Below are 24,985 nucleotides of genomic sequence, written 5' to 3'. Positions count from 1 at the left end.
AACTTCCTCTTAAGAGTTACATGGATAAAATCAGATCATATGATATTCCTTCAATAGCTTCTCGATATCGGTGCCGCTCACTTTTTTAAGGAGTGTTTTGAGTGCCAGTTTTTCGATCAGGCATTGATCCATCTCCGTGATTTTTTTGCCGTCGCGCAGTTGGATGGTCGCATTCAGCAAATCGCGGATGTCATAGGTGCTTCCCCAGACCTCCGGCACAGCGCGGTCAATATTTAACAGGGTGTAGACAGCTTCCATACCGGTACGGATAGAGTATTCCGTTGTAAAGATGGTATCCCGTACCGTTTCGGCAAACTGCCCAAGGAATGCAAAGTTCGCGCTACCCTGCGGTACAACGGCAGGACGATCTCCCGCGCTGCGGGGCATGAAAAAGGCGGTGATATAGGGCATCATGCAGGGCACGGTATTGGCGCTGTGTTCTGCCATATCCTCGATCAGGTTTTCAGGCACTCCCATATGGTACAGCCATTCCATGCAGATCTCTTTACCAGTGCACTCACGCATGGTCTTTTTCACATAATTACCGGGTTTGTCGCTGAACAGTCCGTAAATCCATCCTACCAGTTGATCCTTGGGCTGGCTGCGGAACTGAGGCTGGCGGTTGAATGTCCAGCTAAGGAGCCAGTTGGAGTCCTTAGCGGTGACGATACCTCCGGTAACCACCTTGCCGCTGAAAGGATCACGTTGGCAGATTTTCCGGATATAAGGAGGAATACGGTCATCCAGCGTTGTCACGGTCGCGGACATCCAGTTGCTCTGCTCCGGGTCATAGCAAAATTTGTCCGGGTGTCCAAAGGCTGGGTCCTGTGCCGCGATCTTACGCCACATATCCCAGCCCCCGCCTTCCTTAATCTCCCTATTGAAAGGGGCGGGATGATTCTGGTCACCCAAGGAGGAATTTTCAACACATCCGCCATTGGTGATAAAAACCAGATCATTTTCGGTAAGATCGATGTTTTCCTTGCTGCCATCCCGGATGACTGCAATGCGTTTGGCAATCTTTTTATCCTTCTGGATGTCGAATTCCACATTCACGACTTTGGTATTGTAATGGAACTGAACATTATTGGCTTCCAGATATTTGATCATCGGCAGGATCATGGACTCATACTGGTTGTATTTTGTGAAGCGAAGGGCAGTGAAATCCGGCAGACCGCCTACATGGTGAATGAATCGCTTGATATAGAGCTTCATCTCCAGCGCGCTGTGCCAGTTCTCAAACGCAAACATGGTGCGCCAGTACAGCCAAAAATTTGAATTCAGGACTTCATCATCAAAGATCTCATTGATTCGCTTATCATATAGATCTTCATCCGGTGTAAAGAAGAGCTTCATGATTTCCATAGCTCCCTTGTCAGAGAGGCCGAATTTACCATCGGTGTGAGCATCTTCCCCTTGATTGACGGTAGCCCGCATCAGCGAGAAGTTCGGGTCGCGTTTATTGAGCCAATAGTATTCATCAAGGACGCTGACCCCTTCAGTCTCGATGGATGGAATAGATCGAAACAAATCCCACATACACTCAAAGTGGTTGTCCATTTCACGGCCGCCGCGCATCACATATCCCAGGTTATCATACTGGTAGCCATCGCAGGCGCCGCCGGGGATCGGGTCCTTTTCAATAATGTGAACCCTTTTCCCGCTCATTTGTCCATCGCGGACAAGGAAGCACGCTGCTGCAAGAGCAGCCAGTCCGGAACCGACAATATAAGCGGATTTATGGTCGACTCCTTCGGGCTTTTCAGGGCGTGCGAATGCTTCATAGTTTCCACTGGAATAATACATAGTCATACCTCCGTCTGTGTTGTTATTTAAGCTTCTTGTGTCTTTAATTCTATTCTCTATAACCAAATTTACTATAATCAATAAAAACGCCATGATAAAAGTTTTATCATGGCGTTCAAAATGTAAAGATTCTTATCATATTAGGGTGTTTGATGAGTTTTATCAATGCGATACTTGTTCAAGGCTCTTGTAATATCTCCCTCAATCAGGATGCTGAGCCGGTCGATAATCTGCTGCGGATCTTTCCGCATTCCGTCCTTGATCCAATCCAGCATCAGACCGACAAAGGCAAATTTATAGAAATTAGCAATAAACTCCTTATCTGTATCCCGAACCTCCATCCCCACAGCTTTTTCTTCAATCACTCCGATCAATAAATTGTGAGTAAGGGTATACAGATAGTTTTCTACCTGTTCCCGACTGACCGACTGATACACATTCTGAATGAAGGGCTTATTATCCAAAACTGCTTGAAAAATCTGCAGGAATCCTTGCTGCCAGGTGTCATATGTTTTCTTACCGTCAAGTGCTTTTCTGGCATCTTCTATACAAGACCACTCCACCAGATCGTAGATATCCTTAAAGTGATAATAAAATGTCATACGGTTGATCCCGCAATCCTCCGTAATATCCGAAATTGTGATTTTATTAATCGGCTTTTTTAAAAGCATTCTCTTCAAGGATTCTTCCAATGCCCGCTTGGTTGTTTGTGACATGCTCTATTCCCTTTCCTGGAGCCAATTCATACTATGCCCTATATCATAATCAAAATTTCCTTTTCAATCCTACCATTGTACTCGTTTTAAAATGAACATCCCCCCTTTTATTTAGCCGCGTAACTCTCTGCTGCAAAGCAGATATAATAGCTTAATCCTGTCTGCTGCCCCTCCATCATTTCCCTGTGAAAATCGTCCGTCATTAAAAATCTGGTTTGAGCTGCAAAACCCATTGCATCAATGTTCATATCCTGCTGCATAAACTTAATATGCTTCTCCATGGCATCTAATACACTTTTGTCATTGGCGCTTACGCCATTCTTCAGTGAGGCTGCCATAAACGACATAAATTCAACGGCTTCACTGGCTTTTGGGTTCATTACCTCCGCATCGATTTCACTTGTATCAATCTCATAGCCGTATTCTTTCTGCAAATGTTCATTCTGATAAGCAATAGTTTCCTCCCATTCCTTTTGGTTTAATCCGTTAAACATTTTTTCCTTGCTCATAGGTACTCCTTTCTCTTCATGTTGGATTGTTTCCTCCAGCGTACGCAAAATGTTGGCAAGCCTTTGCTCTCTTGCTTTTAACAGTGAATACTGTTCGTATAGACAATTCAGCCGATCCGATTCATTGTCTAATGCGTTCTTTATATTTTCCAAAGAAAAATCCAACTCACGATAAAATAAAATCTGTTGCAATCGTTTTAATTCCTTATGACCATAATAGCGATAACCATTTTCAGCTACCCTTTCCGGCATTAGTAACCCAATTTTTTGATAATGGTACAATGTCTTAATGGTTACACCAGAAAGTTCAGCTACTTCATGTACTGTATAGGACACTTGACTTCACCTCGTTATTAAGTATAGACTTACCTGCCTTCATTCAAAACACCTCCCTGTTTTTTTTCCAATTCATTGGCTCGAATATAACTCTAAGGTGTGTCCTTAGGTTGGAGTCAAGTGTTTTTCAATAAAAAACATAGCCGGGTTCGGAATATAACTTTTCCTTCCCCAAAGATGTTACCCATCTGCCCTTTTATAAAACCCCTAAAGAACTCCTTGATTGTCTGCCGCAGCTCCCGCTGGCTCATGCTCCCCACATCATTGTCCTCTATAAATTGCTCCCGGTCCTCTTCCGGAATCCCAAAAAGGATGATCCCCTGGGTATAGTTCAAATGTTGCATCGATGCACCATTTGAGCCCTCTTCCCCATCGACTGAAAAATGTTCCGGCCCATACTCCCGGAAGATCTTCATCAATCTACTGGCTGTGCTCCGAGAGCAACTCACCGACTCAGTCAGCCATTTGATCCACTCCCCATAGCCCCAGACAAGCGTGAGGACTCTCCCAACAGTAACCATAGTACAAGCAACTCCATACACTATACAACCATGCCGAGCCTATCGGCCTCTGGATCAAGAAAGGAGGAAAAAGAAGTGGCTGTCATTGGCAAGCCGTTGACTTCAACCTTAGTGTTGAAATATGAAGACGGGCTGACACCTGCCGGCGCTCCCCGAATCAGACAAATGGGCTTAAAACACGTTAAGCCCGATGCTGATCATGCAGACCTCCACGACATTGCCGTCGCATTGTTCAGCCTCTCCGATCATCCGCTCACTGCCGTGATTCTACAGGATAGTACGGAGTTAGTGGAAGAACCGGAGGGATAACACCCTCTCCAACCTGAAAGGAGCTGTGTCGAAATTTTCGCACAGCCCCTTTCCCAATGTCAAATTTATTGGTTACATCAAATCAGTTATATATTCGGAGTGTTTCGGGGAAAGTGAGAAATTTACTGCGCCTTATTCTTTATAACTAATAATCGGGATTCCTTCTTCTATATTATCGAAAATCGCTTTTGCCACATACAACGGTGTATTTATGCAGCCATGGGTTCCATTGTTTTTATAGATCTGTCCTCCAAAAGAATGCCTCCATCCGGCATCATGGATTCCTATATTCCCGAAAAACGGCATCCAATAGCTTACTTGAGTTGAATAATTCGCTCCCCTTAAGGTTGCGCCCTTTTGTTTATAATTAAGCATAAAAGTTCCGGTCACCGTGGCATTTCCCTTATTGGGATCTCCCGTTACGATAGGACTCTGGGTAATAAGCTTTCCATTTTTATAAAACCATAAATACTGTCTGGTTATATTAATCTCTACATAAGTGCCGCCGATTTCATCTACACCCCTGGATAAGGCCTTTTGAGCATAGACAGGTTCTTTTTCAATTGTTTCACCAAGATCTATATGTTCCAATAATGCTTTGGCTTCAGCATCCAAGTCAATTTTCCATCCATAAAGCCCGCCCTCAACCTCTATTGTTTTGCCTACGGATGTTTTAAAATTTCTTTTGATCCCGACCGTATTATATTTTCTGCTTAATTCTTTTAAATATTTCATGACTTCTGTTTTGCTGATTGCCACATCTAAATTTTCATCTACAGTAAGCCATTCATTTATTTTTTCTCCATTCAGTATCTCATTTTCACTACCGAACTTATAATTTATATTTGTGGATACATATTTATTCAACAAAGATAATGTTTCCTGGGTTTTGCCGGAATTTACGGTATGCTTTGGATTTTCATAGCAAAGCTTTTCATTTATATCTAATTTTAAATCTCCATTTGCTATGCCCAATTTTATAGCTTCATACAATTTTTCTTTCAATATCTTATTTCCCTGCACTTCTTTAATCAGTGCATAGGAGCCGTTCAAGTACTTAAAATCAACACTCCTGGGCTCAATCATATCCTTTTGCAAGCAATTCAGATTATTTGTTTTACTATCCAAAGCATTTGCATTATAAATAAACAGATCCTTTACATAATATTTTTGTTTTTTAAACAATGAACTTCCCCAGGTAAGCGGCTTTTTCTTACGTAATATTTCAGGAATGCCGTTATCTTTATTGTATTGCATCTGTATGGCCTGCCCTGTTATTTCTTCTGTCTCACCATCTCTTTCTATCAATTGCAGTTTATAGTTTTTTACGTAATTCCTTACCACATGGTCCGTGTCTTTATGTGCTTTGCAGGAAAGGTCTACCCCATTTATAACTGTATTAAAGAAAAAATGGTTCACAAAATATAATAAAAAAAGCAAATAGATCAATACAATGAAAAATACCGGAATCAGGATATTTTCTGGAACCTTATTCTTAAAAATCTTTTTTGTCCTAATACTTTTCATACGCGCTTTCCCTGCTATCAAAGTTATACTTAAACGATTATATGTTGGTGTTACCGATTTTAAAACCCGAACTGCAGATTTATGATGTTGTCTTTTATCGATTCTTCTCACTCCTGGCAAAGAAGAAGGTGCCGATGACCAAGCAAACCACCGTCAATCCGACAATGGCGGCAAAATTGACAGCCGGATTCAACATCACCACACTGCCATATTCCGGTGTGCCCCTATACACCACCGCCCGCACCAAGTCAAGGCAGTAGGTCATGGGCATCATCCGGCTCAAAACCTGCAAAACCCCGCTGGAATGATTAATGGGGATAATCGCGCCCGACAAAAACATTTGCGGCATGGTGATTAGCATAACTGCCATGTTCGCAGTCTTTCTGTTTTGAATCAGCCCAATCAGAATCATGGCCAACGCCCCGGCCGAAAGACAGATTAAGGGGGATAGCGCCAAAATCAGCAACAGCTGGGGGATCGGTAGAGTAATGCCCATGAAGAACCCAACAATCAGCGTTCCCGCCATATCTTCAAGTCGATAAAAAGTCTGCCATCAAGACCTGATTGCTCCTTGATGACAGACTTTTATTTTGATTAATACCCCAGGGATTTTCCACAATAATTTTTCGAAGTCATTAGGCTTGCAGGTAAATTTCAATTCTTTCCTTGCCACCGCCCAAATTGTTTCTTTTCATCCAGGTTGGAATCAATGAGTTGGTTTATTTTGCTCATAAGCTCAGGAAAGATCTCCGAAATATTCCCCTTCCAAAAGAAATCCACCCTGGCTTTTTCTTTCGTGATGTTTGCACCGATTTTTTCAGGATGGTCATACCCCTGATAAACCAGCTCTAAAACAAGTTCAGCCGCAAAATGTAGTTTCATCAATCGATATCTTTTGTCCCAATCGATTTTTACCATAACATTTTGATTCTGTTTCAAATCATGGTTTCCCACAAGTGTATAGAAGATTTCTTTTCCGTCTTTCCGCGCTTCTACTATTTCAAATCCACCTATCGTTCCCGAGTCAGATTGTTGCCCTCCGGAAAAGGCAAAACACCTTCTTAACAGCCATATTACCCCTCTTTTCTTCTAAGATGTCCACACCAGCCTGGGTATGGCTACTTAGCTTTGACGTATTCAATGGCCTCCTTGCCGGTTATGTGTTCGACATCAATGGCAATAAGATGAGCTCGGGTACATCCGGTTATTTCTTTATGTTTGGCTTCTTCTGACTGATCCCCTGAATACTTTTCAACCAAAGCCTTAAAAGCTTCCAGCCATTCATCACCTTCTACAATTCTTGTTTTGCCAAAAGCTATAACACTACGGAAATAGGTCGTATATTCTTTACTTACTATCGTATCTTCATCTATTACTGAAAAAGACACCTTCGGGTTCTTCGCAATAGCATCGATTTTATGTCCAGCTTTTGCAGAATGAAAATAGATTTTGTCATTAAAATAAACATAGCTTAGGGGAACAGCATAAGGATAATCTTCATCACCTAAGCACGCCAGGACGCCATTTGTGCATCTGTCCATGACAGCCACAGTATCTTCCCTTGATAATAATTGCTTACTTCTTCTCATTTCTCTAAACATTAGTATTTCCTCTCTTCATCCCATCCTGGGTAGCGATCGCAATTACCCCGGCTGCCGGCAATTTCAGCCCAGGTTTCTCAATATCTCATGGTAGCGTTTTGTCGCTAAGTCGCTCGGTTCTCCTTTTTTACAGAAAGCAAGCCCTGTTAATCCCCGATTCAGCCGTTCCACTACAATTTTGCCCTCAACCAACTTTGATTGCAAAACCTCCAGCGCCTCCGCAAACCGCTTGTCCTTTTTGGCTCTGTCATAAAAGGAAAGTACGTAAACATAAACAAAAATATTGTAACTGGCAAAGGGATACTCAGCCTGCATAAACAGAGTCCCAATTCCATAATGACATGGCCCGAGGGGCTTACGTATCCTCCAATGCTCCAGCAGAAATTCCACTGCTTCATCAAGAGCCGGCTCTGTATTAAGCAGCTCTGTAAAGCGAAACGCGTTCAAAGCTGTCAGCGTCGGGCCGGGATTTGAATACTCCGTTTCCGGACCTTTCCCGTAACTGAACTTATTGCATCGCCACCCTCCGTCGCTTTGCTGAATATTTAAAAGGTAATCAAAGGTTTTTTGGAGTCTTGAATCAGACGCATACCCTAAGTGACAAAGAACATTAACGGCATTAATGGTGTTACAGGGGTATATGGCACCCTGTGGGGACAACTTGAATCGCCCATCCTCACGCCAGGAACTGAAAAAAAGACCGGCAATCTCCTTCAGCACCGGTTCAGATGGCTCCACGCCCAATTCCAGCAACATATGGGCACAATTTAGGGTGGAATACGGACTTCCTTTACAAAGACGTTTGTCAGGAGTCGTCCAGAAATCCGCACCGTTATCATAACGTTTGGCCAATATCGCGTTAACATCATCCTCATATTGTTTGATCACTGCCATCTCTGCCACCTCCTACTCCAATCGTTTCTTCAGGGTCTTTTCCATCTCTATAAAAACATATCAGTCAATGCTATCTTCAAGCCCCTAGAAGGAATTCTCATGATAACTCTCCATTTTAGCTATATATATTCCTATTATGCATGATTTTGGTTAATCTATCAATTTCTTCTTAAGATTAGCTAATCTCCTGACGATGGAACTATTTTTAATAAATTTAAGCAACGCTTGAAAAATCCGAACGGATATATTCTAGAAATGGACAAAAAAAGATAATATTTTAATATTATTTCCTTTTTAGAAACGTAGCAGTGAGAAAATCATGTATAATTAAGAGACATTATATTCGGATTGGGAGGAGTACAATGGGAATCGGTGTACTGTTAGAAGAACTTATCTGTATAGCACAAACATCTAAAACTGATTTTGCAATAAGTATGAATATGACACCAAGTGGATTGAGCAAAATCCTGACAGGGAAAAGGCTGCCTCTTTTCAAAGAAAAAAGAGCATTCTGCAGGCAAGCCGCTAATTACTTCGCCGAAGCTATATATTGTCTGGGGTGTTATTTAAAATTCGAGAATATTTTTCCGGTCATCTATGATTTCAGTTCGAAATATGAATTGGAAACGTTTTTGGCCCATGCGTTAGAATACGAATTGGATAAAGGATTGTCCACAGAAAATGACATAAATCTGGACTATCCAGAAAGAGAAACAAGCTTTCTGGGGAAAAAGACCATTTTGAATATGCTTTGTGTGATTGTTTCAGATTCCATCGTAAATGAGAATACTCCCTTAGAGCTTTACAGTACTCTGCCTCTGTTCAGCCGACGGTATTCCGATATTTTTCGTCGAATTAAAATAATAAACTCAAAAAAGCAAAAAAATATCTCCTTCAATCACTTCTTTGATATGCCATCCTTTGAGGCCACATACGAGGAATACGATATTGACGCTCTTTCATCTATCGTCAAAGCGCAGCAGTATCTTGATTTGAATTTATGGAAAATCACAAAAGAGATAGATTCTACCTTTTTGTTATTAAAAGGACAATTCCTCTTGCTTTTCAGCATTCAGATGGATGGGACACCCCTCATGGTACTCATCATTCATAAAGGTTATTTAACCGTGTTTTTCAATTCCCTTATGAAAAAGAACGTAAAAAAAATCAGCTATAACAGAAATGAAGTTATTTCCGCCTTAGAAGCTGATCCTTCACTCATCGATAAGCTGACTGATAGGCATATTGATGCCGTGTATAATTTCATATCCATAGGATATTTGATTGAACAGAAAGAATTGGAAACTATAGAAAGCAAAGAAATCGTAAAGAAGAGCATTCTGAAACTTTTTAACGATATCCTTTTAAAAGAGACTACTTTTTTTGTAACGATAGATGCCATGATGAGTATTTACGCCACGGGTAAGGCCATTGTACCTCTCCTTGGTGCTGTTGATCTTGCACCTGAGCAACGCATCCCCTACCTTAAACGGTTTGAGTCATATATCAATGAAAAAAGCCATGATAAAATCAGGATTGTGAACAGCGAACCTCCTAAAGTCGCGGTGCTCTGTTCACAGGGGTTAAGCCTGCTTTATTGGATTGACCATGACTATAAGTCCGAAAAAATACATTGTTTTGAAACGGATATGCTCAACAATCTATTGAACAGCGAAGTGGCAGGGAGTACTCAGACAATCATGGATTTCAGCTCCGATTTATGGAAATATTATATTGATGAGTTATCAAAGACCAAAATCCATAACGTGCAATAGATAGAAGGTATTCCTCCATCTCTTTAATACACCTCCGTTTATTTCAAAATTAATGGCAACACCATAAGTGCAACAATTAAAATAATAAGCATGCCAATAGCCATTAAACTTTTTGGATTTCCAAAATTCAAAGTATAGCCCATTCCAAATCGCTTTTCTACAAAAAGAGATGGGTCGTTTTTGTTGCAGTATAGAAATCCACCGAGCCAATAACGGTCGTCATCCACCGTATTTACCAGCGCATCATCCGTTGTTTTCAATCGGCTTCCGCCCTGACCTACTTTTACCGCAAGATAAATGCAGATAATAAATGTAGCAACCAAAAAACCAATCGGCAAAAACATCATCAATTTTTCATTTAAGATGGTTAGCATGGAAAGCTGAATGCAGGTAAACATCAGCATTACCAGAAACCCGATGACAAACAAAGTAATGCTCATGACACCACGGAAAGCGCTGCTTCTCTTAAAATCCCGCTGACGCTTGGATGTGCCGATGGCAAGGTTGATTCCTGCAAACAGCAAACCCATTAGAAGTTGCATCACCGGCATTAGGGCAAAGGTTCCGACGGATTTTGCAGCATAGCGGTCCACCTCGCCGGCAATATTATAATGCATAGGAATTTGTTCAGGCAGAGATGGGTATTTCAGCACCGATGCAAAAACGGTGATAGCAATGACAACAAGATACAAAAGGTACCACGCAGTACGGATGGTTTTATCGGATTTTTCGCTGATTTCTGCGACTGTCTTAGTTTCAATTTCCCAGTCGCTATTTTGTTTAATAGCCTTAATCTTTGTACGCATAGAGAAATATACCAGTATGCTGATTATAAAATACAAAAACAGGCCGCCGGTCTGAATCCACATTGTATTTTCTGCCGATGTCCAGATATAACAGAGAGAGCTTCCGATTCCCAAGATCAAGCCTGCCCAAAGACAGCCTATACTGTAATTGCGCCTTAATGTTTTCAACTGTGGATTGTAATATTCACTTTCTGGAACAGAAATACCAAAGCAGATGTTTCTCCGTACAAAATAAGGAGTAAAGGCCGTGACAAGCACAACAAGAAGCCAGGAGAGTCCCATAACTCCAATAATAAAATTCAAACTATTATTCATGATGGTTTCCTCCTTCTATACTTTTCTCCCAGAGATCCTTCATTAAAGCTGCAAACCGTTCTTCACCAATATCTCGGGCACGAAGCTCAATGACAATGGGCAAGAGAAGTTTCTCAAAGACCGACAAATCCTCTTTATTCAACTTTGGCGGACTGCAAATCTCGGCACCTTTGCTTCGATGAATTTTGATATACCCTTCGTCACAAAGCATCTCATATACCTTTCGCACTGTATGAAGGTTGATCCCCAGGTCACTTGCAAGCTGCCGGATCGATGGTAAATTATCTCCTTCATGTAGTTCTCCAGATAAAATTCCACTTACAATGGCTGTTTTCAATTGCTTATAAATCGGAATTGAACTGTGCATATCAATTTCGATTAACATTAATATGCCCCCTTCACATGTATGTTATATATCGACTATAACACATATAATGAGGATTCACAATCTCATTTTATTTCCAATTTTTCCCATCCCCATACATAGCTTGAACCCTTATCTATTCTACAGATATGTCTTTTTCTTTTTCTTTTTCTTTTTCTTTTTCTTTTTCTGACATTTTATCATCCCCTTTCAGAAGTAAAAAAAATCGCCCTTCAGTTTCGATTGAAACCAAAAGACATATCTTCTAAGCCGGCCTGATGTCGGTACTAGAATTTCCAATATATTTATCCTTGCACCTTGATTGGTTTTAACTTATAAAAAATTTATCTACCACTAAGAATAATTTTGTGCTATACTTTTTTTCAGTTGAATATGAACCTTCGAGGTAGGGTGAAATTCCCGACCGGCGGTAATGATTGCCTGTGCAATCCAGCCCGCAACTCAGTGCAGCATATTGCAGCATTGACTGACTTGGTGAAACTCCAAGGCCGACGGTATAGTCCGGATGGGAGAAGGTACAAACTGGATTAGACCAAGCGGTCATATTTCTGGTTGTATGTATATGCCTTGAGGAAACATTATCTCCTTGAGGCATTTTTTAATTCTATCACATCAGAAGGCTTTTATTCTAAACACCAATTCACTAATGGAGGATTTTTAAATGTTACAATCAAAGAAAGAATCAAATAGAGGCATATGGTTAATTGCCCTCGGAGCGGCCTTGTGGGGACTCGACGGTGTCCTCATTGTAGCCTTACTACAACATGTAACATCTTCTCAGATAGTATGGTTGGAGCACCTGTTATTATCCTTATTCGCCGTACCTGTGCTCCTACTGAAGCGTCATGAGCTGAAACGACTCAATCCTGGGGACTGGCTCGCTCTTTTATTTATCGCATGGGGCGGATCGGCTTTAGCCTCGATTTTGTTTACCGCCGGATTTACTTACGGCAATCCAAATGTCGTCCTTCTCCTGCAGAAAGTTCAGCCCATCTTTGCTATTCTTCTCGCCTCCTGGTTGCTCAAGGAACGCATGCGAAAAGACTTCTATGCTCTATTTGTTGCAGCACTTATAGGCGCTTATCTACTTACTTTTGGTTTGCACATGCCAACTTCCGGAGTCAGCTCCTCAGAGCTTATCGGATCATTATGTGCCATCGGTGCAGCCGCGCTATGGGGCGGATCGACTGTTATGGGAAAGCGTCTTGTCGGAAAATTGTCGTTCACGACCTTAACCGCACTTAGATTTGCTATAGCTCTGCCACTATTAACCATCATTGTATTTGCACAGCACCCGAACTGGGCTAATATCGGTCAGGCTCTCAGCCTGGCTCCGGTCTGGGCGAACCTGTTATTCCAGACTCTCGTGCCAAGTCTTATAAGTCTATTGCTCTATTACCGCGGGTTAAATGGTGTGCGAGCCTCTTATGCCACCATCGCCGAACTCGCATTCCCTGCAACCGGCCTACTTTTGAACTGGTTTATTCTGCACCAAACCATAGATCTAGGGCAATGGATTGGGTTTGCCATAGTCTGGCTTGCTGTACTGCAATTATCTCGGATGCCTAACGATCCTAAGTCAACGGTGAAAACTTCCGACGGAGCGAACTTCGCCAGCTTATAACATTTTCTCCAAACCGCTTTCTAAACATTAAACGGCTAATGGGGTGATCGATTGTACCCCCTTAGCCGTTTTTATTTTCATTCTAATAAAAGAGGCAATATTGCATAATTACCATTTCTTATTATTTCATTTAATTTAAAATTTACAGGTTCTTTAAAAAGTGGTCCATCGTATACAAAGGTGTGGTATTCTCCCTCTTCTCCACAAATGTCTGCACCTTCGGCTACAATTTCTGCCATAAGGTCTTTGGTTAAGGTTCTTCCTAGAAACCTTTCACTAAGCCTGGATGAATCCACAACAGTTATAACAGCTTTAAAACCACTTTCTATAAATTCGTAAACCAATTCTTTTCTACTTTCATTCCAAAGTGGAAATATACTTTCTATCTTAGCAACTTTACAACGAGCATCACACCAATCGTAATGAGCCTGGATATCAATATCACCAAAAACACAAGCATTAATGCCATTGTCTTTTAGTTTTAAGAGTGCCTTTTCAAAATCTTTAGTATAGTCATCACCCACTCCTGTTTTTACAAGTTCTAAAGGGATATCCATAAGCTGTGAAACTCTATTCAAAACCTCTACTGGAACCCCATGAAACCATGAACGACCGGCGTTCTTGTTATAAGTAGTCAGTAAACTTACCGGCTCACACCCACTCTTTATAGCTCGATACAGCGCAAGTACACTATCCTTTCCTCCACTATAAGATGATGCGAACTTTATCTCTTTATTCATATTCACTCTCCTACTTTATGCTATTTTTTGCTTAGCTTCATAACTGTCTATATATATCTTAGTGTACAAGCAGATACCCCCTGAATCCAGTGAATCTTGGCGACTGAGTAAAATCACTCCCCCAATAAAAACCGCCACAAAAGTGGCGGTAACAAACAGCAATTATTTGATTAACTCTTTACCCCCCATATACATTTGCAATGGTTTCGGTATTGATAGGGTACCATCTTCCTTCAAATTATTTTCTAAAAATGATATCAACATTCTTGGAGGTGCTACGACTGTATTGTTAAGAGTATGCGGGATGTAGTTTTCTTTGTTTTTACTTTTTATCCGGATAGAAAGACGTCTTGCCTGTGCATCCCCCAAGTTGGAGCAACTACCAACTTCAAAATATTTTTTCTGTCTCGGTGACCACGCTTCTATGTCTATACTTTTTACTTTTAGATCTGCCAAATCACCCGAACAACACTCCAAAGTACGTACAGGGATATCCAAAGTGCGGAAAAACTCAACCGTATATTGATATAGTTTTTCGAACCAACCTGCACTATCTTCCGGTTTGCATACCACAATCATTTCCTGTTTTTCAAATTGATGAATTCGGTATACACCCCGCTCTTCAATGCCATGGGCACCAATCTCTTTACGAAAACACGGCGAATAACTGGTTAGTGTTTGAGGAAGTTTTTCTTCATCTAGGATTGTATCAATAAATTTACCAATCATAGAATGCTCGCTCGTGCCGATGAGATATAAATCTTCACCTTCAATCTTATACATCATATTTTCCATTTCTGAGAAGCTCATAACACCGTTTACAACATTGCCTCTAATCATAAATGGGGGGATATAATAGGTAAATCCTCTGTCAATCATGAAGTCCCGCGCATAGGAGAGAATCGCAGAATGCAAACGTGCTATATCACCGCAAAGATAATAAAAACCGTTTCCACTTGTTTTTCTTGAACTATCAAAATCGATACCCTTAAACTTTTCCATAATATCAACATGATAGGGTATCTCAAAGTCTGGTACAACAGGCTCACCAAATCGTTCAATTTCGACATTTTCGCTATCATCCTTACCGATTGGTACTGTGGGATCCATAATATTGGGGATAATCAGCATCCTTTCGCGAATCTGGATGTCAAAGTCATCAATTTTTCTCTCCAATTCTGCGAGTTCATCTGCCATAGCAACTATGTCTGCCTTCGCTGATTCAGCTTCATCCTTTTGTCCTTTTAATATCAATACACCAATTTCTTTACTGATTGAATTTCTTCTGCTTCTGAGATAATCACGTCTTGATTTCGCTTCCCGATTTTGAGTATCTAAGGCAATAACTTCATCTACAAGGGTGATTTTTTCATTCTGAAACTTTTTTCTGATATTTTCTTTAACGATCTCAGTGTTTTCACGCAGCAACTTAATGTCTAACATTATTTTCCTCCTCATCTATATTCTTTTCATTAGAGATAACAGTATGAGTTTAGAAAAATAAAAGCCTTCCGAACCCATACAAATAATATGGGACGGAAAGCATCCGCGGTACCACCCAAATTGTCAGATAACACTGACCACTCTAAAGTGCTGTAAAGGGCACACCCTTCGACTCATCGCCGACAGCTCAAAAAATGGAACGGTTTAATTTCTCACCGGTTCGCACCAACTACCGGCTCTCTGGGAGATTTATAAACCTTAGTTTTTATCATCGCTATTAAATGTATTATATGCATCTATAAATAAATTTACAAGAAGAATTGTTATAGTTTGGTCGTGTGTATACATTTTCCTACTTTACGAACAACACCGAAGTCAATCCATATAATATCAAAAAAGGATGATATTGGTGTATGACTTTGCGTTGCGCCTAGTCCAATATTACTGGCTTATATGGTTGTTTTTTTCCTTTCTTTTCTCTTCTATTCTGGGTTACGTTATCTTTAGAAACTATTTGACCTTACCATCTTAACAAAGGTGATGAAGATATGAACAGCATGGGCTTAACGGACAATACAAAAACGACAACTAAATTTTGGGGAATATGGTTGCCCGTCCCTACCGTCATAGCCATCATAAACTCTTTATTCTGGACATGGTTAATTCTCCGAACAGTAGGGTATGTTGAAAACCCAATTGAAAAATCAGTGCCCCAAATAATTGACTCCTTTTAGTTTTGCATAGGAATAAAAAGGGGGGGGGGGATTTTCATGTCATCCGATAAATCTATTAATAGATTTCCGAATTGCTATTATTTTCTAAAGAGATACTGGCAGAGTGAATTCCATTCCAAACTCTGTCGAATAACTCGAAAATACTTCCATAACCGCTTAGATCCTTTTAACTTGTGTCCGCGTACAATTCTCTTTTGGTTTTTTATCCCCCCCTACAGAGCAATTGGCATTTCAATCCTTGACCTTCAGAGAATAGCAGTCTACGGACGCCAACAGATAGAACCAAATCAGACCATCTATCTAATGTTTAAAATATTAGAATTAAATTCTCCAATCCCTTTGACATTGCTCATCATGTTTGCTTCCTTGGGGTTAGTCTTAACCGACGGAGCGAATAAAATTGTTCAGGCTGTTCGTTCAGAATACGAAAATATTGTGCCAACAGATGAGTCAGTGACGCCGTCTTTAAATCCCTTCAATTTAACTCCACGCATGTCTATATATTTTCCTATCATTGATGATCACACCTCAATCGGTTTTTTGACAATCGATTTGCGACACATAGAATTTAGTATTAAACAATCCTTAGAGCCCAATGAAAATATCAAAAGTCTCATTCGATTTATAGATATATATGCACCTTTTCCCCTGCAACTTGGAATTATGTTTCTGTCTGTCGGACTTTTTCTCTGTGGCATTATTTTTAAATTTATCCTAAGCCTAAATCAGGAGCTCCTTGATGAAATAAGGTGCAGTTTATAATCGCAGAGTTACGATTTCCAGCTTATGCTCGCCAAGAGGAGAGATACCATGACTTTATATGATTTATGGGCACACGGCACACTTTTATACGCACAACCCTTTGCCTATTTCTCTCCGTTGGTATCGCTGGGGGCATTTATCTTTGTTGTTTTCATAATTACTGCCTTGAAAATGATTTTAGAGCATAAAGAACAACATGTTCTATGGTAATATAAGCTCCTTTAATTCTGGCGGGTAAGAATGGGGGATTTCATTAATTATCAGAATCAAATGTTTATCGCCGATTCTTAAACGATGGTGTTTATATAAATTTTGAGTTGGCCTTAAACAAGCTTTAAGGCCAACTCATATTGTTTTTTAACTACTTTTTGATCGTTAGATTAGAATAAAGAAGGTGTACGAATTTTTAATTGTCCTGACAACTCGTTTTTCAAACCAAAGATTCTCCCAGAAGTATCTAGTATTCGTAAGAAGTGATTTGCCTCCCGTAGGAGATGATCGGCAAGCAAAGGAAATATGATTGACTTTATGCGGTTAGCTAATATTAATTCTTCTGCAGTAGCTTTAAAATTACGCAAATTGCTTGTAGCCGCAATTTCTTGGCCAATCAATTGACCTAAAGGATTTGCACCACTCTCTGTTTGGGCACGTAAATTAAAAAATAACCTTGCAAAATTATTGGCTTGATCTATCAAGGCAGCTTCAGTCGGGTCTAACAAATGGGCAATGAATTGGGCATGTTCAGCCATTTGCAGATCCCAGAATACTTTTTGGCAAATTACTTCTTGTGTCAAGTCGATTGATCCCCTTCTCTGCAGCAATCTTAGTTGCTCAATAAAAAGGAGCGCTTCGCGTCGAATGTGGACAATAAGAAGTGGAAAGTTAAAAGTAAACAACCGACCAGATAACATAGCATCCAAGACTTGGGTTTTAAATTTAACTAATTCTCTCGTTAGCACGATAGCTCTTTCATTTAGGCTTTGAACATTTCCTTCAATAGCTGGGTTCACATTTTCTGCTGCAGGTAAAAGTCTTAGCTCTTGAACAGTTAGTGACGTATCAAGTGGAACTCCACCTAATCCTTGCGTCTTCTGTTCAGCCCTTAAAGTCATATTCGTTGCAACTTCTCCAGAACACAATACAGCGGAATCTACATTGCCATTCGCTAAAAGAACAGCCTCAGTTAAAAGGGCATTAAAGGAATTCATGAAATGAATCGCCTGTTGTGACAAAGCTTCATCTTTAGAAAGAAATCCCGCTGCTAAGAAGAAGGAGTGTTCCTTCATAATACGCAAAAAGAAAAGATTTAAATTTAGTGACTGACGAATAAAGACATTTGTTGGTAATAACCCATCAGTAATTCCCGAATTAAATAACATTATTCGGTAATACCTCCTTTCTTTGACTATTTAGTACATGTTATTCCAGGATTGTACTGACGGTTACACTAGTACAAATGAATTTCATTGAACTTTTAGAGAAGTCGCTCATTTAACACTTTATAACATGCCAAAACTCCCAAAATATATAATCGGTCTTAATACCTTATGTCGGCGGAGTAAAATAAGCAGCATCCGTTAATACAGGCAGGAATGTTCCCTTCCCCTGACCGCTAAACGATCATTATGTCAGACTGACCTAAATTACACAGAAAACCCTCTGACAACTTTCTTAGACACCCCCTGTGGAATATATTACCATCGAGAATGTATTAAGAGGTGATCTATTTAATGTACTATCCTACAACCATACCCGTCTATGCACCATATCCCCGGATGGTAGCAAGATATCCATTGACTCATATCGGTAGTTATGAACCACCGGAGTGGGAAAGATTTGAAGAACAGTTTCATCCACTTTGGCTGAAACAACTTGAACGTCGTATGGGTATAATACCGGGTCGTGAACCTATCTGGTGGGAGCTTTATGAAGAACAATTCGAGCCGCCTTGGTTACAACGTTTAGAGAGAAGGATGGGAATTCCTCAACCATTTAACCCGCTTTACGATCTTCCATGATCGGCGAGACATTTATATCTTTAGTTAAACTTCAACGGCCACAATATCGGCCGTTTTCTTATTCGCTTATACTAGATTCTGTAGACTCTGTGCCTTATATTGATATTTTTAACAGGATCTAAAAGAAATCGGGCCGAAAAATCCACTCTTTCAGCCCGATTTTTGTTCTAAAAAATCCAATTCTTTTTTATTATTGGTGCTCTTGATGGTGTCACTGTAATTATAATATCACTTTCTTTCACTGCAATTTCCAAATCTTCTACTGCTTCAAATAGGATATCTTGTGTACTAATTTCAAATTCGCTTTGAAGCTTATATCTAATACCATTGACAAACTTTTTTGCATTTACTGGATTTAACGCAGCTACCTGCACTTTTTTTATGGTTGGCAGCACCGTGAGTGTCGCCGCAATTAGGAAAGTCGATTGATTGCCTGCGCCCACAGGCGATTTCCTCTACTAAAATTTTGTCATAATAATATCCAAAGTTAATACCTGGCTTTTCCCGATAAGGAAATCGAATATCTCGCAAAGGAGATTTTTCTGTAAATGGAATCGGCTCAATCGGAGCGGAGGATAGTTTATTGAAAACTTCAAAGCCCTTATAAACATCGACACTGGAGATAAGCAGAAGTTTTATTCTCTGGCCCTCGAGAGCTTTTTCCAGTGCCTCAATATGGCTTTGATACATAGCGATCATATGGATGATCATATCAGGACAAGTTAATTCAATAGCTTTTTTTAGGGCATCCGGAGAGTCACAATCGCCCTGTATTTCAGCATAATGTGACAAATGGGATTTCGCTCTATGAAACTACTATGTTATCGTTTTGAGTAATGAAACACAGCAATTCCATCGCTAACGGTGTATTTATCAAGATGAAGCTGTATTGTCGGGTTGTTTCCTAAAAACAGCGGACGGCCTTTTCCGAGTATCGTTGGAATGATTCCCACAATATATTCGTCAATAGCATTGGTCTTGACAAAATGATCTATCAGACCGCCGCCACCAAACAGAAATATATTTTTACCGCTGTTCTTTTCTTTTTCAAATTTGCTGACAATATCACCACGTATAAAACGGATATTACCCTCATCTTCTTTCTTTTCACTGGTAGCTACATAAACCGTTTTTGTTGGGTAATCTTTAGCAAAGCCCTGCTCATAGCAGTTCTTGCCCATAACAACAATATCAATACCCGCAAGAAACTCTTCAAACTCACTTCTTTCGACTGTATCAATAGCGGTATCGCCTTGCCCCACAATCCAGTCAAAGCCGCCGCTTTCATCAGCAATATATCCGTCAATGCTGATGGCTAAGTTCATAATAATTTTTCCGCTCATTGTATCTTCTCCTTTATAAATTCTTTCAAGTACTTTCCGGTTAAACTTAATCTCGAAACATAATATATCCGCTACACCCTGTAACTTTGGTGTAGCGGATTTTGCTTGTTATAAACCGAAAATAGTCCAGTTAGCATAGCCCTCGGACCCTATCATCAGCACAAACATTTCCTTGATTTTTGCATACCTCATCGAAGATTACAAGAACTTAACAAATATTATTCCAATAGTCGTCAATACCAGAGCGGCAATTCTTCTACTATCAATTTTTCTTTTTTGTAAGTTAAATATTTCAAACTGATCAATTGCTAATGCCATAATCTTTTGTCCCAATAGGAAAACCATAGTAGTTAGAACCGATCCAGGTACAGGTAACAACAAAATGTTGCCAGATACAATAAAGATGCCAAATATACCACCCATATATACCCAAATCGGAATACGGTTTTTTTGGATGTCATACAAAGGAAACTCTAAGCGACGTTGAGTAATCAATATCAAAATAATCAAGATAATCACGCCGACAAAAAAAGAAATAAATGTAGCCCCTAAAAGAGAGCCTGTTGCAATACGAAGCATTCCATTAATAGCGGTTTGCAATGGTTAATCCTTGATTACTTTCAACAATAAGCTTTCCACTCTCAGCTTCTCGCTTTATAGCCCTACCACACATGCCTTAAGATATAAAAAAGATGCCGTATGAAACTGGTATTCCATCGGCAATCTGGTATATTGCAGAAAACACTCCATGTTAAGCTACGAAAAAACCAAGCTGTCCATTACTTAGCTAACACTCATTAAATAATCCTCTTCCTAGTTTAAATAGTGGTCGCAGCGATGTAAGTGTTGCAGTCGCAATCACAACAAAACCGATTACCAATTTGTTAACCTCGAGCTGATTACCATATTGCCAAAATATCAAATACAATCCGATCGGCAAATTTAGAAAAACACCCGTTAATGTTCCTGGAGCATACCTCTTTAGAAATATTGTTGCTATCAGGTGGGGGAATATTGAGTTAAAGCACATCATCATTATAAAACCGAGATATAAGTACTTTATTACCTCATTTGAGTTTTCTGCTACTAAAAAAGCAAACGTTAAAATATATCCAAATACCGTCACGACCATGACTGCAAAGCGAAACTCATTATTTCCTACTTGTTGATGATATCTGCCCGCGTTCTTTGACCACTTTGGCAACCAAATCCCTTCTTCAAGATTATGCAATGTGAAGGACATCAAAAATAATAATTCAAACATTTCGTTTTCCCTAGCCTTTCTATTTGCATATATCAAACTTTGATTATTTAGCTGACAGAATTCCGCTACTGATAACAGAAGCTAGACCTTCTGGGTTTTCCCAAGCCGTGGAATGACCGGCATGGCTTGTCACTGTAACCGTAACCTAAAGACCCGGAAGAATGCGACGATGATTCTTTTAACGAATCCTGTGCTGACCCTGTAACTAACATTAATTATATCAAATAAAAATCGTTTTTTTCCATATTAATGGGCTTATTCTTTAATATGTTTTAAACTTGTTATTTTCCTGCTTTAGCTTTTTTTCTATTTCATTACTGACGTAAATAGAGTGCAATCCCTTGTTCAAGAAATGCACTCTATCCATGTTCTGCATATTCACTTATTTAACGATATAAGGAACGCAATCATAGTGGTTCCCTTCTGATTTATTATCGTATGAAATTTGTCCTAACACGATCTTCTTCTACAGGAACAGGTATTTTTTCTTTTCCAGCGTCAATTGTCTTAAGGAGCCAGGCCATTGATCTGGCATTTTTACGAAGGGTCTGAATACCTTCTCCGTCCTGAAGAACTTCTCCTTTTTCCATACCATACGCTACTGTCCAGTATTGGGACGGCGGTATGACTGTCTGAGCTAAGTTAAGATAGTTATTGAGCTGGTGTACTACATCTACACCACCGGCACGTCTTACAACAGAAATGGAAGTTGCAACCTTATATTTGAAATAGCCTGAACTTGTGTAGAATACTCTGTCCAGAAAAGCCTTCATTGTTCCTGCTATTCCTGCATAATAGGTAGGGGATGCAAGAATAAAGCCGTCCACCTCCCGCATTTTCTTTGCAACTTCATTAACAATATCCTCTTTAAAAACACAGTGATTTTCCTCAGAAGTCCGACAGTATCCACAACCAATGCACCCATGAATACTCAGCTGGCCAATTTGAATGATTTCAACTTCTATACCCTGCTGTTCCAACTCATCGGCCATAACCTTGAGTGCCTGGCTTGTATTACCATTTTTACGGGGACTACCATTAATAGCTATCACTTTCATAAATCCACACTCCTATCTCTGCTATACAACAAGTATAGACCCTATACTTAACTGTAAGTCAATAGTATGCAAAAAGAATTTTCATATATTAATAAATTTATACTCCCTAGGATACAGTAAGTATAACCTTATATAAAATATTTTCATAATCATCCTTGACTTAGAGTTAGGTGTAATTTATATAATAATTCTTTTTGGCAGCTACAACATAAACGCCATGGGGAGCGACCTTATAGCCAAAGGGGTAACGGTTGGAGAGCAGCCGAACCTTTAACTTTGCAGGTGTTGAAGAAAATTATTTTGCAGCGGAAGAAATAAACAGCTAATTTGGTGTTGTTTATTTTCTCTCCTACCATATGAAGGCCTTATGATCGCTCTAGCAGGCAATTAATATTTCTAACTTTATTTCTGAGAATCAAGAATAAACAAAGATGCATCATGCCCCATGAATATTTTACTTCCAGTATAAAAAGTTTTAGATTGAATATCCTTGTATCCTATTTTTGTCATAATATCTGCTAACTCTATTTGATCAAATCCGTTATGAACCATATCTGGAACTATTTTTTCATTTTTATTAAAATCTACGATTAATAAATGTCCTCTTTCATTTAGAACCTTATACAATCTTGATAAAACTAATTCAACATCATTAATATGGAGCAAAACCTGTGCCATAAAAATATAGTCAGCATGTAAATCCGGAAGACTATCTTTTTCAAAGTCAAAGCATAATGTTGCTGCATTCTGTATATTAGAACCAGAAATTTTTTGCTTTATTTGATTAATCATATTTTGTGATGTATCCAGAAAAAGCATAGAATTAAAATCGTTTAACAAGTTCATTCCAACTAGACCAGTTCCACACCCAAAATCAATAGCATTCTTACCTTTAGCATCAACTAAATATTCACGAATGGCATTTGATGATACCTTTGCAATTTGGATTCTTTCAGAAGTGTCATATATATTAGCTATCAGTTCAAACTTATCCGTATTTCCCATTATTACCTCTCCAATCTACCTTATGTCATCTGTTTTATCTGTCTCAACCTTGTTTCCGTATTACTTATTATAAGTAATAAAGCCTTTATTTAACAGCGCAATATACACCCCCCGAAAATAAACGCAAGCAGCCAGGTACGTTTCACTGGCTGCTTTTTCTTAAAAAGTACTAACACGGTAATATTTGGGTTTTCCTATTAAGTATTTTGCACAAAGCATTGACATGAATTAGAGACAAATCATAACCTATATTGGATGTATTTTCCACAGAAAGGAGCTGAATGTAAGAATATGAAAAAACCTCACGTTCATGACTTTTGTAATGAAACCACTTTTGATTGTGGACATTCCCATCGAATGCGCTGTACTACAGGATATGATATACCTTGTGGTAGCTCACATGTCCATCCTTATAATGGAGTAACAACCGTTGACCATGCCCATGTCCACTCCTTCTCCGGGACTACAGGTCCCGCAATACCCTTATCCGGCGGTGGCCATATCCATCAGTACCAAGGTACTACTTCATTTGAACATGGCCATACTCACAATTACAACTCCTTAACAGGAAATGAAAAATACTCCCGACTCTTCTAAATTTGCTTATACCAGAAAGCCTATGCTTTCTGGTTAATTTACACATGAAAAATTATAAACCACCTATTACCGGATAAATATTATTTAAGAATCCAATCACAGCAATTACAGTACCGTATTGATGTTTTACTATATGTTCCTGAATACACAATCTTTCATTAAATACGGTAACATCCCGTGGGTTAAAGCGACGGAAAACCATGCTGAGTAATGACTCGTGCAAACTTCTTTTTGCCACCTGCTCATCCCCATCGCCTAAGTATTCCGCCGCATAACCTGCAATATAAAGACCATCGTAATTTCTTCTTACTTGAATTCTTCCCACCCCTGCACAGATCCGCTCTCCTTTATAACCATTAACCTGAGCCATAATTGTTCCCATTACCGCACCAGGATGATATAAAGCCCTCGCTTGCTCCATAGGGATTTCTGTAGCTTCCGGAGGCAGTATGGAAGTATATTTAACGATATTAAAATTCTCAATACCGGCCATAACACAGGCCGAGTCAAAAGACCCTGTCTTCCATGGATATTTGTTGCCTGAATTTATATCAGTATCCCCGTAGCCTTTCGTGACTACATAATCCTTCGGAATCATATTTCCGATAACCGGAAACTGTCCATAAATTCCTTGATTCATAGAACCTTCTACCCCTTCAATATTTTCTACAAAATATGCTTCACACTATCTTTTGTTACTTATTGAAGAAGTATAAAAATTTGTTTCAGACAGAGTATTTCTCAACAAGCTGTTTCTTATCGGTAATTATCTGACTTAACGCTTGAAGGAATCGACTAATTTCATCCTTAGTATTATAAAAAGCTAAACTAATCCGAACCATTCCAGGATGAGGAGGGCGGTAACTCGTTAAAAATTCATTAAAAACTTTAGGATTT

At 39.5% G+C, this 24,985-nt stretch carries 28 protein-coding genes, 1 pseudogene, 1 riboswitch and 1 other annotated feature; of the genes and pseudogenes, 7 read left to right on the top strand and 22 right to left on the bottom strand.

What is annotated here, in order from left to right:
* Nucleotides 1-30: 30 nt before the first annotated feature.
* From DESDE_RS07410 to DESDE_RS07395, 4 genes are all read right to left on the bottom strand, one after another.
* A complete protein-coding gene (locus DESDE_RS07410) occupies nt 31-1,806 on the bottom strand; it encodes an oleate hydratase (protein WP_014793421.1) in 1,776 nt (591 codons plus the stop codon).
* Nucleotides 1,807-1,946: 140 nt separating this feature from the next.
* Nucleotides 1,947-2,522, bottom strand: a complete 576-nt coding sequence (locus DESDE_RS07405) for a TetR/AcrR family transcriptional regulator (protein WP_014793420.1) — start codon at nt 2,520-2,522, stop codon at nt 1,947-1,949.
* Between the two features lie 107 nt (nt 2,523-2,629).
* A complete protein-coding gene (locus DESDE_RS07400) occupies nt 2,630-3,367 on the bottom strand; it encodes a MerR family transcriptional regulator (protein WP_014793419.1) in 738 nt (245 codons plus the stop codon).
* Nucleotides 3,368-3,483: 116 nt separating this feature from the next.
* Nucleotides 3,484-3,888, bottom strand: a complete 405-nt coding sequence (locus tag DESDE_RS07395; protein WP_083838544.1) for a DUF3102 domain-containing protein — start codon at nt 3,886-3,888, stop codon at nt 3,484-3,486.
* A 75-nt stretch (nt 3,889-3,963) separates the two neighbouring features.
* On the opposite strand from DESDE_RS07395, the gene DESDE_RS07390 reads away from it, so the two are divergent.
* A complete protein-coding gene (locus DESDE_RS07390; protein WP_014793417.1) occupies nt 3,964-4,197 on the top strand; it encodes a DUF1659 domain-containing protein in 234 nt (77 codons plus the stop codon).
* A gap of 132 nt (nt 4,198-4,329) precedes the next feature.
* Here DESDE_RS07390 and DESDE_RS07385 read toward each other — a convergent pair whose 3' ends face one another.
* From DESDE_RS07385 to DESDE_RS07365, 5 genes and pseudogenes are all read right to left on the bottom strand, one after another.
* A complete protein-coding gene (locus tag DESDE_RS07385) occupies nt 4,330-5,835 on the bottom strand; it encodes a L,D-transpeptidase family protein (RefSeq protein WP_242831365.1) in 1,506 nt (501 codons plus the stop codon).
* Nucleotides 5,819-6,250: pseudogene (locus DESDE_RS07380) on the bottom strand (ABC transporter permease); the annotation flags it as partial. The pseudogene DESDE_RS07380 and the gene DESDE_RS07385, both read right to left, overlap by 17 nt.
* A gap of 128 nt (nt 6,251-6,378) precedes the next feature.
* The gene (locus DESDE_RS21075; protein ID WP_083838543.1) at nt 6,379-6,663 is read right to left on the bottom strand and encodes an alanyl-tRNA editing protein; all 285 of its coding nucleotides are present in this window, start codon (nt 6,661-6,663) and stop codon (nt 6,379-6,381) included.
* A gap of 179 nt (nt 6,664-6,842) precedes the next feature.
* Nucleotides 6,843-7,325, bottom strand: a complete 483-nt coding sequence (locus DESDE_RS07370; RefSeq protein WP_014793415.1) for a pyridoxamine 5'-phosphate oxidase family protein — start codon at nt 7,323-7,325, stop codon at nt 6,843-6,845.
* Between the two features lie 63 nt (nt 7,326-7,388).
* Complete coding sequence (locus DESDE_RS07365; RefSeq protein ID WP_014793414.1) at nt 7,389-8,219, bottom strand: prenyltransferase; 831 nt, start codon at nt 8,217-8,219, stop codon at nt 7,389-7,391.
* A 362-nt stretch (nt 8,220-8,581) separates the two neighbouring features.
* Between DESDE_RS07365 and DESDE_RS07360 the strand changes: the two genes are divergently transcribed.
* A complete protein-coding gene (locus DESDE_RS07360; protein ID WP_014793413.1) occupies nt 8,582-9,994 on the top strand; it encodes a hypothetical protein in 1,413 nt (470 codons plus the stop codon).
* Nucleotides 9,995-10,032: 38 nt separating this feature from the next.
* On the opposite strand, the gene DESDE_RS07355 is transcribed toward DESDE_RS07360, so the two are convergent.
* Both DESDE_RS07355 and DESDE_RS07350 read right to left on the bottom strand, forming a co-directional pair.
* Nucleotides 10,033-11,115: a DUF1648 domain-containing protein gene (locus tag DESDE_RS07355; RefSeq protein WP_014793412.1), complete on the bottom strand. Its 1,083-nt coding sequence runs from the start codon at nt 11,113-11,115 to the stop codon at nt 10,033-10,035.
* Nucleotides 11,108-11,500: a GntR family transcriptional regulator gene (locus DESDE_RS07350; protein WP_014793411.1), complete on the bottom strand. Its 393-nt coding sequence runs from the start codon at nt 11,498-11,500 to the stop codon at nt 11,108-11,110. The genes DESDE_RS07355 and DESDE_RS07350 overlap by 8 nt, the downstream gene beginning before the upstream one ends.
* Before the next feature lie 372 nt (nt 11,501-11,872).
* Nucleotides 11,873-12,021, top strand: a riboswitch (FMN riboswitch).
* A 140-nt stretch (nt 12,022-12,161) separates the two neighbouring features.
* Between DESDE_RS07350 and DESDE_RS07345 the strand changes: the two genes are divergently transcribed.
* Entirely contained in the window at nt 12,162-13,124 is a 963-nt protein-coding gene (locus DESDE_RS07345; RefSeq protein ID WP_014793410.1) for a DMT family transporter, read from the top strand.
* 77 nt (nt 13,125-13,201) lie between these two features.
* On the opposite strand, the gene DESDE_RS07340 is transcribed toward DESDE_RS07345, so the two are convergent.
* Nucleotides 13,202-13,864: a Dph6-related ATP pyrophosphatase gene (locus DESDE_RS07340; RefSeq protein WP_014793409.1), complete on the bottom strand. Its 663-nt coding sequence runs from the start codon at nt 13,862-13,864 to the stop codon at nt 13,202-13,204.
* A gap of 162 nt (nt 13,865-14,026) precedes the next feature.
* Nucleotides 14,027-15,307: a serine--tRNA ligase gene (gene serS, locus DESDE_RS07335; protein WP_014793408.1), complete on the bottom strand. Its 1,281-nt coding sequence runs from the start codon at nt 15,305-15,307 to the stop codon at nt 14,027-14,029.
* An 85-nt stretch (nt 15,308-15,392) separates the two neighbouring features.
* Nucleotides 15,393-15,588 (bottom strand) — a binding site (T-box leader).
* A gap of 756 nt (nt 15,589-16,344) precedes the next feature.
* Here serS and DESDE_RS22485 point away from each other — a divergent pair.
* Both DESDE_RS22485 and DESDE_RS22020 read left to right on the top strand, forming a co-directional pair.
* Nucleotides 16,345-16,803 carry a hypothetical protein gene (locus DESDE_RS22485; protein ID WP_242831364.1) on the top strand — a complete coding sequence of 153 codons (459 nt, stop codon included), beginning with the start codon at nt 16,345-16,347 and terminating at the stop codon, nt 16,801-16,803.
* Nucleotides 16,804-16,851: 48 nt separating this feature from the next.
* Nucleotides 16,852-17,013, top strand: a complete 162-nt coding sequence (locus DESDE_RS22020) for a hypothetical protein (RefSeq protein WP_014793406.1) — start codon at nt 16,852-16,854, stop codon at nt 17,011-17,013.
* A gap of 170 nt (nt 17,014-17,183) precedes the next feature.
* Here the strand turns inward: DESDE_RS22020 and DESDE_RS07325 are convergent, their stop codons facing one another.
* Complete coding sequence (locus tag DESDE_RS07325) at nt 17,184-18,182, bottom strand: DUF2935 domain-containing protein (RefSeq protein WP_014793405.1); 999 nt, start codon at nt 18,180-18,182, stop codon at nt 17,184-17,186.
* Nucleotides 18,183-18,578: 396 nt separating this feature from the next.
* Here DESDE_RS07325 and DESDE_RS07320 point away from each other — a divergent pair, with 396 nt between their 5' ends.
* The gene (locus tag DESDE_RS07320; RefSeq protein WP_242831363.1) at nt 18,579-18,821 is read left to right on the top strand and encodes a hypothetical protein; all 243 of its coding nucleotides are present in this window, start codon (nt 18,579-18,581) and stop codon (nt 18,819-18,821) included.
* Between the two features lie 167 nt (nt 18,822-18,988).
* On the opposite strand, the gene DESDE_RS22975 is transcribed toward DESDE_RS07320, so the two are convergent.
* The 7 genes from DESDE_RS22975 to DESDE_RS07290 all read right to left on the bottom strand — a co-directional run bounded on the left by DESDE_RS22975 (nt 18,989) and on the right by DESDE_RS07290 (nt 23,491).
* On the bottom strand, nt 18,989-19,216 hold the full coding sequence (locus tag DESDE_RS22975; protein WP_427846209.1) for a hypothetical protein: 228 nt from the start codon (nt 19,214-19,216) through the stop codon (nt 18,989-18,991).
* Nucleotides 19,140-19,613, bottom strand: a complete 474-nt coding sequence (locus tag DESDE_RS07315) for a Rossmann-fold NAD(P)-binding domain-containing protein (RefSeq protein WP_242831362.1) — start codon at nt 19,611-19,613, stop codon at nt 19,140-19,142. The genes DESDE_RS22975 and DESDE_RS07315 overlap by 77 nt, the downstream gene beginning before the upstream one ends.
* A 29-nt stretch (nt 19,614-19,642) precedes the next feature.
* On the bottom strand, nt 19,643-20,164 hold the full coding sequence (locus DESDE_RS07310; protein WP_014793403.1) for a dihydrofolate reductase family protein: 522 nt from the start codon (nt 20,162-20,164) through the stop codon (nt 19,643-19,645).
* Between the two features lie 198 nt (nt 20,165-20,362).
* The gene (locus DESDE_RS07305) at nt 20,363-20,764 is read right to left on the bottom strand and encodes a DMT family transporter (protein WP_014793402.1); all 402 of its coding nucleotides are present in this window, start codon (nt 20,762-20,764) and stop codon (nt 20,363-20,365) included.
* Nucleotides 20,765-20,951: 187 nt separating this feature from the next.
* Complete coding sequence (locus tag DESDE_RS07300) at nt 20,952-21,428, bottom strand: HXXEE domain-containing protein (RefSeq protein WP_014793401.1); 477 nt, start codon at nt 21,426-21,428, stop codon at nt 20,952-20,954.
* A gap of 431 nt (nt 21,429-21,859) precedes the next feature.
* Complete coding sequence (locus DESDE_RS07295) at nt 21,860-22,486, bottom strand: flavodoxin family protein (RefSeq protein WP_014793400.1); 627 nt, start codon at nt 22,484-22,486, stop codon at nt 21,860-21,862.
* Nucleotides 22,487-22,888: 402 nt separating this feature from the next.
* Entirely contained in the window at nt 22,889-23,491 is a 603-nt protein-coding gene (locus DESDE_RS07290) for a class I SAM-dependent methyltransferase (protein ID WP_014793399.1), read from the bottom strand.
* 291 nt (nt 23,492-23,782) lie between these two features.
* Here DESDE_RS07290 and DESDE_RS21060 point away from each other — a divergent pair, with 291 nt between their 5' ends.
* The gene (locus DESDE_RS21060; RefSeq protein WP_014793398.1) at nt 23,783-24,088 is read left to right on the top strand and encodes a YmaF family protein; all 306 of its coding nucleotides are present in this window, start codon (nt 23,783-23,785) and stop codon (nt 24,086-24,088) included.
* A gap of 52 nt (nt 24,089-24,140) precedes the next feature.
* On the opposite strand, the gene DESDE_RS07285 is transcribed toward DESDE_RS21060, so the two are convergent.
* Entirely contained in the window at nt 24,141-24,728 is a 588-nt protein-coding gene (locus tag DESDE_RS07285; protein ID WP_014793397.1) for a pyruvoyl-dependent arginine decarboxylase, read from the bottom strand.
* Nucleotides 24,729-24,985 lie beyond the last annotated feature (257 nt).

Origin of the sequence: Desulfitobacterium dehalogenans ATCC 51507 (assembly GCF_000243155.2) — a bacterium.
In the GTDB taxonomy this organism is placed as follows: domain Bacteria; phylum Bacillota; class Desulfitobacteriia; order Desulfitobacteriales; family Desulfitobacteriaceae; genus Desulfitobacterium; species Desulfitobacterium dehalogenans.
Note: the sequence above shows the minus strand (reverse complement) of the source record. Positions and strands in the feature narration are given on the sequence as shown.